The following is an 11,608-nucleotide window of genomic DNA, read 5'->3' as shown; positions in this document are numbered from 1 at the left end:
GAAATTACTTAGCACCTTGAAAGTCCCCGGAAAGGTGGGTTTATAACAAAAAGAAAGCGTGGGAACTTTAGTTTATCAACTTAGAGGTACGACCAAGCACCCAAGCAGAAATAAACAGTTACCCACGCTTAACCTGTATATAGCACGAACGTATATACGGCAAGCATGAACGTTTATACTGTTTATCCTTCTGCTTTAAAAATTGGTCGTTTTCTAAGTTAGGATAAAGCTAAACGCTTCAAATAATATTTCAATTACGGCAGCTCTCTCTGCCACACGGTACAAATATAAAGAAAAAACTTCAGAAAGTAGAAAAGGTTAAAAAGTTGAAACCCTAAAGGTGTGAAGCACTTGCAAGTAAGACTATAGTAACCTGTCCCTTTCATCAAGGCTATATTCAGTCTATAAAATTCTATCAAAATCCAGACAAAATGCTTATAAATGCTTTATAGAATTGAAATAGCTTTGTAAAAGAGGAGATGAATAGTTGAAATCTATACGAGTGCCCGAAGAAATCTTTTAATTGTTCCCACTTTGAATTTCCTTATTTTTGTATTAAAATTGTTTATATGAAGAAAGCGGTTTTCTTTTTATGGGGAGTGATAGGGGTGCTTTTGGCAGGCACGACGTTTGTGGAGAAGTATTGGGGAATGGCGTATGTGCATGAGCATGTTTATGGTTCGTGGTGGTTTGTTGCGTTGTGGGGGATAGCGGTGGGGTGTTCGTTGGCGTATGCGGTTCGGCGCAGGTTGTACAGGAATTTGCCTGTCTTCCTTTTACACATGGCTTTTGTGGTTATTTTAGCGGGTGCATTGCTTACTTTCTGGACAGCCCGGCGGGGGACGGTGCATTTGCGGGTGGAGGAACCGGTGTGTGTGTTTATGGCGGAGGGGGAGGGAGTGAGCGGACTGCCGTTTGCGGTGACGCTGGATACGTTTTTTATTACTTATCATGCCGGTACGTCGTTGCCTGCCGATTATACCAGTGTTTTTACTGTTTGTCCTGCCGGGGAGGAATGTGTCGGGGCTAAGGTGGCGATGAATCGTATTTTTTCTTTCCGGGGATATCGGTTTTATCAAACGTCTTACGATAGTGACGGGTACGGAAGTGTTCTGACGGTGAATTATGACCCGTGGGGCATACCGTTTACTTATACGGGGTATTTTTTGTTGTTTTTGGCGATGTGTTGGAATTTGGGAGTCCGAAACGGTTATTTTCGGCGGGCATGGCGTTGTTTTTGGGGTGAGGGAGAGGAGCAGCGGGGAGATGGACCGTTTGTGCGGGGGAGGTTTGCTGTTTGGGTGGAAAGAGGTTTTGTTTTTTTGTTGCGGGCTTCTTTGGGGGCTTTGACTTTTTATATCGGATGGCGTGTTTATGCGAGCGGGAGGCTTCCAGTGGGGAATGGCTATGAGACGATGTTGTTGCTGGCTTGGGTGATTTTGGCGGTGGCTGTCGTTTTGGCCGGGAGGGTGCGATGGTTTGCTCCTGCGGGGCTTTTGCTGGCGGGGTTATGTTTGTTGTCGGCTGCGATTGCCGGAATGAATACGCAGGTTACACCGCTTGTTCCGGTGCTTGCTTCTCCGTTGTTGAGTTGGCATGTATCGTTTATTATAATGGCTTATGCGTTGTTGTCCCTTATTTTTGTCAATGGGGTGTTGGCTTTGGTGTTTGCGGGAGGGAATAAGACGGGGCGGATTGGGGAGCTGCTGGCTCTTTCCCGGTTGTTTTTAGTGCCTGCGTTGTTTCTGTTGGGAATGGGAATTTTTATCGGAGCCGTTTGGGCGAATGTGTCGTGGGGGCGCTATTGGGCGTGGGATGCGAAGGAGGTGTGGGCGTTGATTACGTTTTTGGTGTATGCGTTTGCATTACATACGGGCTCCTGTCCGATGTTCAGGAAGCCCGTATTTTTTCATGTTTATATGGTTTGTGCCTTTTTTACTGTCTTGATGACTTATTTCGGCGTGAATTATTTTCTCGGCGGATTGCATAGTTATGCTGGGTAAGCAGGAATAAGTATCCTCCGAAGATTTGCAAGCCCATGCCGGGGAGGCCGATGCGGAAGTCCTGAAGGGCTTCAAAGAAACTGCCTGTCATTATCCATTCACACAGGCTTCCCGGTATTTGGTAGGCAAGTACCACGAGTGCGAGGATGCCTAAAGAGATTCGTTGGAAATAACGGGCTGCCATTCCGGCAGCAAATGCCAGCAGGGTTGATTTTATTGTTATGATGGGCAGCATGGCTGTTGCCGGCATTCCGAAAAGTACGGAGTTGATAAGCGGCGACAGGAGGGCGGTCAATAGTCCCACTTTCCAGCCGTATTTGTATGCTCCGATTAATGTGAAGAAGTAAATCGGCAGCCAGGTGAGTCCTCCTTGCGGAATCAGATGGACGAGTTGGGGCAGAATGATGTTGCCTGCAATGAATATGCCGGCGGTCAAGTAGGTCTTGGCGCTGTTGTAATTGAGTAAATACAGATTTGCTGTTGTTTTCATTGTTCTTTTATTTGTTTGTGTTGTGTTTTTGATTTTCTATGAATTCTTGAATGCAAGGCAGAATTTCCTGTACGGAATGAATGGGGTAACAGATGGTTTCCAACGGGCACCAGCCTGTTTGTGTCCGGTTGATGATGTGGTCCACGCATTGCCCGTATTTGACTTTTATTCCGGTTGGCTGCAATAGGGAGAGGGCGGGTTGGCTGATGATGTCGGCGTATATTTCTTTGACGCCTCCGGCTATCATCAGGGCTGCCGCGGCTTTGCCTATGACCTTGTCCGCAACGGATGCGTTTTTCAGGAAGGCCGGTTCACGGTGCAATAGTTTGTACAAATCCGCTACACCCCGTTGTCTGAAGATTCGGGTTTCGCGGTTTGCGATGACGCATGAACACTGTTCTTCGTGCAGTAGCCGGATGAGTTCTTCCATGTTGTTACAGGGTGCCTTGTTTTAAGTGTTCGACGAATTGGTCGATGCGCTGCAATTGTTTCGGAATGTTGATGTTCTGCGGACAGTGGTGTACGCATTGGTTGCATCCGATGCAGTGGTTGGCCTGCCGCAGGCGCGGAACGCTCCGGTCGTAGCCGACGAGGAATGCCTGCCGGGCTTTGCGGTAGTTTTCTTCCTGGCTGTTTTTGGGCACATTGCCTTCGTTGACGCATTTGTTGTAATGTATCAGGATGGACGGAATATCGATGCCGTAGGGGCAGGGCATGCAGTATTTGCAGTCGTTGCACGGTACGGTGGGATATTTCAGCATGAGTTGTGCTGTCTCTTCTAGAAATGCTTTGTCGTCATCGTTCAGCGGGAGCAGCGGCGAGTAGGTGCGCAGGTTGTCCTGCAAGTGTTCCATATAGGTCATACCGCTTAGTACGGTGAGTACTTTCTCCGGAGAGCCGGCGAAGCGGAATGCCCAGGAAGCGACGCTGTCTGTGGGGCGGCGTTGTTTCAGACGTCCTACGATGTGTGTTGGGACGTTGGAGAGGCGTCCTCCCAGCAGGGGTTCCATGATGACGGCGGGAATGTTGCGTTTGTTCAGTTCCCCGTACAGGTATTCGGCATCGGTGTTGCGGGAATTGACTTCTTTTGCGTGTTTCCAGTCAACGTAGTTGAGCTGGATTTGTACGAAGTCCCACTTTATTTCCTCGTGACGGGAGAGCAGGTAGTCGAATGCTTTGATGTCTCCGTGGTAGGAAAATCCCAGGTTGCGGATGCGTCCGGCTTTGCGCTCTTCTATCAGGAAGTCGAGTACACCGTTGTCCAAATAACGTCCTTTCAGTGCTTCCATGCCTCCCATGCCGATACCGTGCAACAGGAGATAGTCTATATAATCCACTTGCAACTCTTTGAATGAGTTATGATACATGGCGATGGAGGCTTTGCGGCTCCAGGTGTCGGGGCTGAAATTGGACAGCTTGGTCGCGATGAAATAACTGTTGCGCGGGTGGCGACTGAGGGCTATTCCCATGGCGTGTTCGGAGCGTCCTTTGCAATAGGCTGGCGATGTATCGAAATAGTTCACGCCGTGTGCCAGGGCGTAGTCGGTGAGTTTGTTCACCATTTCCTGGTCTATATCGTCATTGGAGTCCCGGGCGCTGGAGTGGCTGATTGTCGGGAGCCGCATACATCCGTAGCCTAACAGGGATACTTTATCGCCTGTTTTGGGATTGATGCGATAGGTCATTTGGTCGGTAGGAACTTCTCCGGGGGTGCTTCCTGCCACGGCGGTATTGTTTTCCGATTTGCAACCGTATAAAGCCGCTGTGGTGGTGGCTGCACTTGCCCCTAGTATTTTTAAGAATTTCCTGCGGTTTATTTCTTTTTTATTCATGGTCTTCTTTACTATTAAACGGTTCGATGGTTCTGGTGTCCTTCTACATAGATTGCACTAAACGGACGTGCGGGACAAAGGTTTTCACAGGCTCCGCAACCGATGCAGCGTTCGGTGTTTACTACCGGAAGTTTGGGTGAATTCGGGTCGTCCGCGATGCTCGGCAGCATTTGTATGGCTCCGGCAGGACAATGGCGGGCGCAATTGCCGCATTCTACTCCATCTCTGTTTACGACGCAGTTTTCGGGAATGAATACGGCATGACCGATTTGCGTAGATGATTTATCGGCTGTAGTGATGGGGCGTATGGCTCCGGCAGGACAGACTTCCGAGCATTTGGTACATTCCGGACGGCAATAGCCCCGTTCGTACGACATTTCGGGCTGCATCAGCCTGTCTAATGAGGAAGAAGGACGTAGTACCTGATTGGGACATACCGATACGCATAACTGGCAAGCGGTGCAGTGTTGCGTGAAGTTCCGGATACTTTGTGAACCGGCAGGCGTGATAGGATTTGCACGGTTGGGGATTTTTTTGTCCTCGATGACTGCCAGGCCTCCGTCTACTTTCTTTTCTTGTGCTTTCAGGAAAGTGGTGGTGGCAAACAGAGAGGTTATCGTGAGGAAGTTGCGCCGTGCCTGGCTTACTTCTTCTTTTTTCTCCGGGGTAGCGGCTTTGTGGAGGTGGGCATAGGCAATTGCTCCTTTGTGGCATTTTCCGATGCAATCCATGCAGGCGACACAGCGGCTGTAATCAATGGTGTGTTCCTTTGAATTGATACAAGAAGCTTTGCAGTTGCGTGCGCACAGGCCGCAGCTGTTGCATTTCTCGGTGTCAATAATGGGTTTCAGGTAGGAGAACCGGGAGATGAATCCGAGTACGGTACCTACCGGACAGATGGTGTTGCAGTAAGTTCTGCCGTTCCGCCAGGCCAGTATGGCAAGAATGATAAATGTTCCCACGGCGACGCCGAATGTGGCGATGCTTTTCATCCATACGTCCACCGAGTAAAAGGCGTAGCTGTTTGCCCGTTCCGCCCAATATGCCAGCAGGTTGTTGCCCCATTGGTACAGCGGTGCCAGCAGGTTGGATGCCATGCGGCCGTAAGCGCTGTAAGGTGCCAGCAAGGCTACGACGGTACCGATACCGGCGAGCAAAGCAATGATAAAGACTGTCAATACACCGTAGCGCAACCACGTGAGGGCGGGGGAGTAGCTGAACCGATTTTTCTTACGTTTCCCGGCAATCCAGGAGATAATGTCCTGAAATACGCCCAGCGGGCATATCACGGAGCAATATACACGTCCCAAAATCAGCGTCAGTAGGATGAGTGCGATGACAACTCCCGCATTCAAGGCTAAAAGTGCAGGAAGAAATTGAATCTTGGCAAGCCATCCGAACCATGCGTGAATGCTGCCTGTGAAATCGAGAAACAACAGCGTGATCAGAGCGAAGCACAGGAACGCACAAAGGATTCTTATTTTTCGTAACATGATGATATGATGTATTTAGTTTATGATACCTGATTTATTACAACCTTTTATTCCGATACAAAAATAGAATCTTATTTTTGATTTTCAACATAGACAAATTACGGATATTTTTACCTAAATTACGGATGGAAGCACTTTGTTTGCGACAAGTAAAGGACAAACAAAAAAGGCAGTTTCTTATAAATCACCTACTCTCCATTTTTCCTATCATAACGGAAAGACTTGGAATTGCTTAGTTTTAAGTTTTCATACTCTTAATAAATTTGTTTATGTATTGATTTCTTGATTTTTAAAGTCAATGACCCATTTGTGTTTCTTGAGGAAGTTTATGCCTAATATACCTGCGATTTTATTCTTGGAGGTACAGTAGGAGCAGAGGCTATGGTCTACATAGAATAGTTCAGAGTAAGATTTGCTATCATGCTCAAATTTTAGAATAATCTGTTCACATTCTCTGTTTATTCCGTCTTTGCATTTGATTTTTTTTATACCTTCCTTTCTATGGAAAACATCCGTAAATAAATATAGAGGTGTTTGTATTGGTTCCTCCTGAGTAGGGTTTGGATTAACCCAGTCATCACATTCCATTCTTTCCCGTGAGGATGGATATTCTTCATAAAAGAAGTCGGCAAAACAGGGAGCAAGCAGGTTATATTTACTACTCGTGTCTATTAGAAAGGTAAATCCCATTCCTTTTACCTGAATGAATATGGTAGGGTGCTTTCTAAATCTTTCTATTTTTCCAAGTCATTTATTTCCACGATTTAATGATTGGTCTTGACTGCTAAATTTTCAAAATCAATAATCCACTTGTTCTCCGTCAGGAACGGAATGCCCAATATTCCGTGTATCTGCACTCCTGTTTCATCTTGCAATTGTTTTATAGCTTCAGAAGCGTTTAATACAGAAAAGGTCGAAGTATAATTAGTTCCCTCAAAATTGAATGTCGCTTCAATTATGGGATACTCTTTGTAATGACCTTCTATACCCATAGTTCTGGAAAAATCCTCTAGTAGTTTAAATTCTTCTTTGAAGTGTTCATATACAAAATCAAGTAGAAAATTTTGGGTTGAGCCTGTATCTATTAAGAAACAGATGTTTTTCAGCTTGCCAGATGTCAGTATCAGTGGCAAGCCTACTTTTTGCAGACTAAATGCTAGTGGGAATTCCATATTGTTTCATATTTTTAGGTATTATTGCTCATAGCTTTGGCTACGTACCATGCCATAGCTATTCCAGAAATCACGATTACTATAGAACCAATTGGTTCTTCTTTTTCTTGTGCTAAAGCTATAGGAATACCAAATGCAAATACAACTATTCTGCAAGCCAATCATAGTTATAGTATATATCAGTTAATCGCATTTTAGGGAATATTCGGGCTGTAGAATCATAGATTGCATGATAAAGCATTTTGGCAGTGACCTTGCTATCACTATCACATTGTCTAGCCAGAAATTCTTCAATTTGCCATGGGTTACTTATACCATCGTCAATAATTAAATAATCTTTTTGATTTATTTTAGTCAGACATATTCTGGAGACACCTCGACATAATGCCACAACAACATATTCAGATTCTTGGATTGTATTGCGTGAACTCCATTTATCGTGGAATAGAATACTAAAATAAAATAACTCATCTATTTCTTTTATCTCTACTTTATCATATTCTTGAAAAATAATCTTCACTTTATGTATTCTTTCATCTCCTTCAAACGCATCAAGAGTTTTGTTTTCCCACTCCTCTTTTTCATCCAATGAGAAAGATTCATAATTATTATCACTAGTAAATAAATTATTTCTTTTAATAGTAGTTGTCTCCTTAGGACTTAAATATTTTTCTAAGTCCAAATCAGACTCAAATTCAAAAGAACTTAAATATTCGTCCGCATCAGGCTCAAACTCAAAATTAATAGGCAGCTTTAATCTGCTTATTGGGTCTATGCTCTTGGGGTTAATTGTGCATGCAACTTTTTCTCCTTTGTATCTTCCTGTGATTTCTACAGCATAATTATTACCTTTTGTTTTAAATGCTTTAAGTGGTGATATATAATCAAGATTTGGATAAATGGCTATTTTACCCAAAGTATCAATTACTCCCCAATGGATATTATCCATTAATTTAATTCGAGCATAACCATAAACGAATTGAGGGTCACACCAAATGTATTTTCCAAATGGAACTATTGGTTTTTCTACAATATTAATATAGGCATACTGATATTTCTCATTTCTGACTAATGATAAGCCACAACTGAATGGGTACATTTCCCTATATTTAGGAGTAATAGCAATTTTTCCAAATGGATATTTTGCACCAAATAAGCCGTTTTCTTGAAAAATGATTAAGTCATTATTCATTTTATACTCTTTTTATAGCCATACTACAAAAAGAAGAGTGTGGTAACTTTCTTGTTGAATCCAAGGTATTATCACACACCTACAATCACAAACAAGGAAAACTCACACCCTATCGGCGAGAGCATTCACTTGCTTGCTGCTGTGATTGTTAGTCATTCAAGTGGTAATTTTAGGACTGTCACAAGTAAGAAGCAAACACTTCTATTCTAATATGTCTTGATTATGTTTTTTTGTGAAGCTATCCATATATTAATGCTTTCGTTTGCTCAATATTTTTTTTCAAATAATGATTACGTATAGCTTGTTCTTCTAGCAAATCAACTTCTCTTCCCAAAACATTTTCTAAAGCATATTTCAAATCAAAGAAGTTGCTAAAATAATCTGTTATTTGTGTTTTATTGAAATTTACGACAAAATCGATATCACTCTCTTTATTAAAATGAGATGTCAGAATAGAACCGAATACAAATAGTTGAGTAACGTTGTATTTTTTACACAAAGTTGCAATCTTATCGATATTCAATTCTATTAAATTCATAGCATATATTTTCTACAAATATAGTTCTTTTGTCTGGATAATCAAGCTATTGTATAAATTGTCATAGAAAATCAGTTTTTATAGAAGGCTTGATTTTCAGTTTATGATTTCTAATTTACTAGAATTACTTCGGTAAACTTATTCTTGTGTTGCGTCCCAATATCTTATGGTGAATTTTCCGATACAACATTTTGGGTCTTCCTTAATTATTTTCATGATGACATTATACAAATTAGAAGAATATTGTTTATTGCCAACTTGATTTAAGGAATAGAGCATGCGTGTGATTCTGAGTTGATTATGTAAAGGTCTGTCATAAAATAAAGGATGATTTGCTATAGGCGTTATATAGTTGGCTTTACACTCAAAACCGATATAATTTAGATATTTTTTACATGTCTTGCAATAATTGGATTTTGCCTTATTATTGAAACAATTTTTTAAAGTCTGAATCAATTATAGGGGCGTCATTATTATGCTGGCTTTTCATTTGTGTAGGAAATATCCATTGTATAAAGTTATGACAATACTCTATTTCATCATCATTGAACAATAGAATGTCTTTTAATGTTCGTCCAGCAGAATCAGTAGCTTCATTTTTAAAGAAACGGATTAATTTATCGTTATCAATTTTAACTGTTTTTCGCATACATCAATATTCTGGAAGTTCACTATAATCTGATAAAGGACAAACAAAAAAGGCAGCCACTTTTGTAACTGCCTCTTTCTGTGAGCGGAAAACGGGACTCAAACCCTCTTTTTATTGCTCTGTGAATTAGGTAGTTATGGTTTTTGTTTTGGCATTTCTTGTCCTGCTACCAGTGCAAAGTTAAACATTCTTTTTACTTATAATTTTAAGGTGGCATATATGCCATTAATTTATAATACATGTTTCATAGGCATTCACATTTTAAAGTTAAACTTCTCTTCCCCTCAAAATCCATACTTCATTATTTCCTAAATTCATATTCTTTCAGTTGGTGGAAAATTTATGAAAAGGTATATATAACTGAAATTACAGTATTTTTTCACCAGTATAAAAAAATCAGCAAGCGGTGATACTTGCTGACTTGTTGTATTAGAACTCAAATAATATTAATTTCGTGTTCTATTTAATTTTTCTTGAAAATCTTGTTTGGAAGGCAGAATTGTGGTCAGTTCGTTCAAAATAATAACGGCATTGGGATAATAATGTTCGTATTCCTCCTTTGTCATTGTTTTGTTTTGATGCACAATTTTGTTACGAATCTTCCATAAACATTGTCTATCAGAACTAATTATAATCTTTATTTCATGTTTGAATTTTTCTTTAATTTCTTTAGGGAGATATTGATGTTTTAGTTGTTCTGGATATTCATCTTTAATATGCTTATAATAATTGAGTAATTTCAATGTACTTTCAATTCTATTCCAAATATTTAAAATAGCATAACAATATTCACCACATTTTTCTAAAGTTTGTATTCTATTAAGATAGGTTGTTGCATCTGCTAAAAACAGGAATGCACAAGCAGCATTCCTGTCTAATTTTTTATTTACTACTTTCTTTTTAGCTTTCATCCTTCTATTTATTATTTTCACCACTCCCAACACGAAAGTATCAGGAGTGATGAAAGGTTAATAATTAATTGTTATTTATTCTGTTTAATACAATCTATCCACTATATCCCACCCCTTCTTTTCTGCAATGCTTCTGTCACAAGTATTAGTGCCTGGGTTATCTTCTATCCAAATAGTTGAATGAGCTATTTCATACTCATCATATTCTACATCTCGCCCTTTAGGTAAATCGTAAAAAATCTTGTTTAATGCAGATGAAGAGAAGTTATTGTCGCCACAATCCAACAGAATCAATTCTTTATTCTTACTTATATCTAAAGAAGTTAATTCATTGTCGTTACAATACAACTCCGTCAATTTAGTATTCTTGCTTACATCTAAAGAAGCTAAGTTATTGCTGGGACACCACAACACCATCAATTTAGTATTCTTACTTACATCTAAAGAAGTTAAGTCGCAGTCAATCCCCAATTCTCTTAATTCAGGACATTTACTAACATCTAAAGAGGTTAAGCCCCTACCTTCATAAGTTAATTCTTTTATATTCCCTTTAATTGTAATAAGGTGAGGATTTGAATTACTATACTTATGTTCTAATTCATCTGTCCAATAGTGAATTTCATTATATTTTTCATAACCATCATACCATAAAACAGTTTTAAACTTCTCAACTGTTCCGTCTCCCCAATCTATAGTAATAATCTCACCTTCTTTGAAAGAGTCTACATATAAATAATAAACATAATCCTCTTCCACTACCATCGTAATCACACCCTCTCCACCTTCTTCTTCCTCATTTAATGGGTCTTTGTCATCATCATCTGAACATGCAGTAAACATCGTAGCACATAAGGCTACCATGAATAGATAAAATAGTTTTTTCATAGTCTTTTGAGTTATTTATTATTTAAATGAAATGGAAATGGTTCTATACGTATTTCCTCAAAGGGTATTAATTGTTCTTTTAAGAAATGAGATACGCAGTCTTTAAAGGATTGCTTTAAAATACAATTCTGTTCCTTTTCATCAATGAAAAGATACAAAGGTTCTCTTTCTTCATTATTGAAACATACACGAATAGGAGTCCCAATTTTTTCTTTTAAAGACTTCTTAAAGTCTTCTTCTGAAATAATTTTCATAATTATAATTTATTTCCGCCTTGAAAATCTCCTGAAAGGCAAGTTTTAAATAAAAAAGAAGTGTGGAGACTATCAGTTTATTAATCTTAAGGTACGACCAAGCACCCACGTGAAAATAAACAGCTACTCCACACTCAACCGAATATATACTAAGATAGGCATATATGGCAAGCATGAACGTTTGTAACC

Annotated in this window: 13 protein-coding genes; 1 reads left to right on the top strand and 12 read right to left on the bottom strand. The window is 40.3% G+C overall.

All coding sequences use genetic code 11. From position 1 onward, the window contains the following. Positions 1–569 precede the first annotated feature (569 nt). On the top strand, positions 570–2,003 hold the full coding sequence (locus NFR61_RS10670) for a cytochrome c biogenesis protein CcsA (protein WP_251623926.1): 1,434 nt from the start codon (positions 570–572) through the stop codon (positions 2,001–2,003). Here NFR61_RS10670 and NFR61_RS10665 read toward each other — a convergent pair. The 12 genes from NFR61_RS10665 to NFR61_RS10610 form a co-directional block, all read right to left on the bottom strand. Then, the gene (locus NFR61_RS10665) at positions 1,936–2,493 is read right to left on the bottom strand and encodes an ECF transporter S component (protein ID WP_251623916.1); all 558 of its coding nucleotides are present in this window, start codon (positions 2,491–2,493) and stop codon (positions 1,936–1,938) included. The genes NFR61_RS10670 and NFR61_RS10665 overlap by 68 nt on opposite strands. A 7-nt stretch (positions 2,494–2,500) precedes the next feature. Then, positions 2,501–2,923: a DUF1893 domain-containing protein gene (locus tag NFR61_RS10660; protein WP_251623914.1), complete on the bottom strand. Its 423-nt coding sequence runs from the start codon at positions 2,921–2,923 to the stop codon at positions 2,501–2,503. A gap of 4 nt (positions 2,924–2,927) precedes the next feature. Continuing rightward, on the bottom strand, positions 2,928–4,325 hold the full coding sequence (locus tag NFR61_RS10655) for an aldo/keto reductase (RefSeq protein ID WP_251623913.1): 1,398 nt from the start codon (positions 4,323–4,325) through the stop codon (positions 2,928–2,930). 14 nt (positions 4,326–4,339) lie between these two features. Then, the gene (locus NFR61_RS10650; protein ID WP_251623912.1) at positions 4,340–5,818 is read right to left on the bottom strand and encodes a 4Fe-4S binding protein; all 1,479 of its coding nucleotides are present in this window, start codon (positions 5,816–5,818) and stop codon (positions 4,340–4,342) included. A 267-nt stretch (positions 5,819–6,085) separates the two neighbouring features. Next, positions 6,086–6,508 (bottom strand): hypothetical protein, encoded by a 423-nt coding sequence (locus tag NFR61_RS10645; protein WP_251623911.1) that lies wholly within the window; start codon positions 6,506–6,508, stop codon positions 6,086–6,088. Positions 6,509–6,582: 74 nt separating this feature from the next. After that, a complete protein-coding gene (locus NFR61_RS10640; RefSeq protein ID WP_251623910.1) occupies positions 6,583–6,990 on the bottom strand; it encodes a hypothetical protein in 408 nt (135 codons plus the stop codon). 145 nt (positions 6,991–7,135) lie between these two features. Further along, positions 7,136–8,182 (bottom strand): WG repeat-containing protein, encoded by a 1,047-nt coding sequence (locus NFR61_RS10635; protein WP_251623909.1) that lies wholly within the window; start codon positions 8,180–8,182, stop codon positions 7,136–7,138. 238 nt (positions 8,183–8,420) lie between these two features. Next, entirely contained in the window at positions 8,421–8,720 is a 300-nt protein-coding gene (locus NFR61_RS10630) for a nucleotidyltransferase family protein (protein WP_251623908.1), read from the bottom strand. Between the two features lie 424 nt (positions 8,721–9,144). Then, positions 9,145–9,369 carry a hypothetical protein gene (locus tag NFR61_RS10625; protein WP_251623907.1) on the bottom strand — a complete coding sequence of 75 codons (225 nt, stop codon included), beginning with the start codon at positions 9,367–9,369 and terminating at the stop codon, positions 9,145–9,147. 446 nt (positions 9,370–9,815) lie between these two features. Further along, on the bottom strand, positions 9,816–10,280 hold the full coding sequence (locus NFR61_RS10620) for a hypothetical protein (RefSeq protein WP_251623906.1): 465 nt from the start codon (positions 10,278–10,280) through the stop codon (positions 9,816–9,818). An 84-nt stretch (positions 10,281–10,364) separates the two neighbouring features. After that, positions 10,365–11,165 (bottom strand): leucine-rich repeat domain-containing protein, encoded by an 801-nt coding sequence (locus NFR61_RS10615; RefSeq protein WP_251623905.1) that lies wholly within the window; start codon positions 11,163–11,165, stop codon positions 10,365–10,367. An 11-nt stretch (positions 11,166–11,176) separates the two neighbouring features. After that, positions 11,177–11,419, bottom strand: a complete 243-nt coding sequence (locus tag NFR61_RS10610; RefSeq protein WP_251623903.1) for a hypothetical protein — start codon at positions 11,417–11,419, stop codon at positions 11,177–11,179. Between the last annotated feature and the right edge of the window lie 189 nt (positions 11,420–11,608).

It is taken from the genome of Odoribacter lunatus (assembly GCF_943193135.1).
In the GTDB taxonomy this organism is placed as follows: Bacteria; Bacteroidota; Bacteroidia; order Bacteroidales; family Marinifilaceae; genus Culturomica; species Culturomica lunata.
This window is presented reverse-complemented; position numbering and strand designations above follow the sequence as displayed.

Bases quoted from the DNA above. Each gene is read 5' to 3' on its own strand.
- NFR61_RS10670 (WP_251623926.1), top strand. From the start codon at position 570: ATGAAGAAAGCGGTTTTCTTTTTATGGGGAGTGATAGGGGTGCTTTTG.
- NFR61_RS10665 (WP_251623916.1), bottom strand. From the start codon at position 2,493: ATGAAAACAACAGCAAATCTGTATTTACTCAATTACAACAGCGCCAAG.
- NFR61_RS10660 (WP_251623914.1), bottom strand. From the start codon at position 2,923: ATGGAAGAACTCATCCGGCTACTGCACGAAGAACAGTGTTCATGCGTC.
- NFR61_RS10655 (WP_251623913.1), bottom strand. From the start codon at position 4,325: ATGAATAAAAAAGAAATAAACCGCAGGAAATTCTTAAAAATACTAGGG.
- NFR61_RS10650 (WP_251623912.1), bottom strand. From the start codon at position 5,818: ATGTTACGAAAAATAAGAATCCTTTGTGCGTTCCTGTGCTTCGCTCTG.
- NFR61_RS10645 (WP_251623911.1), bottom strand. From the start codon at position 6,508: ATGGGATTTACCTTTCTAATAGACACGAGTAGTAAATATAACCTGCTT.
- NFR61_RS10640 (WP_251623910.1), bottom strand. From the start codon at position 6,990: ATGGAATTCCCACTAGCATTTAGTCTGCAAAAAGTAGGCTTGCCACTG.
- NFR61_RS10635 (WP_251623909.1), bottom strand. From the start codon at position 8,182: ATGAATAATGACTTAATCATTTTTCAAGAAAACGGCTTATTTGGTGCA.
- NFR61_RS10630 (WP_251623908.1), bottom strand. From the start codon at position 8,720: ATGAATTTAATAGAATTGAATATCGATAAGATTGCAACTTTGTGTAAA.
- NFR61_RS10625 (WP_251623907.1), bottom strand. From the start codon at position 9,369: ATGCGAAAAACAGTTAAAATTGATAACGATAAATTAATCCGTTTCTTT.
- NFR61_RS10620 (WP_251623906.1), bottom strand. From the start codon at position 10,280: ATGAAAGCTAAAAAGAAAGTAGTAAATAAAAAATTAGACAGGAATGCT.
- NFR61_RS10615 (WP_251623905.1), bottom strand. From the start codon at position 11,165: ATGAAAAAACTATTTTATCTATTCATGGTAGCCTTATGTGCTACGATG.
- NFR61_RS10610 (WP_251623903.1), bottom strand. From the start codon at position 11,419: ATGAAAATTATTTCAGAAGAAGACTTTAAGAAGTCTTTAAAAGAAAAA.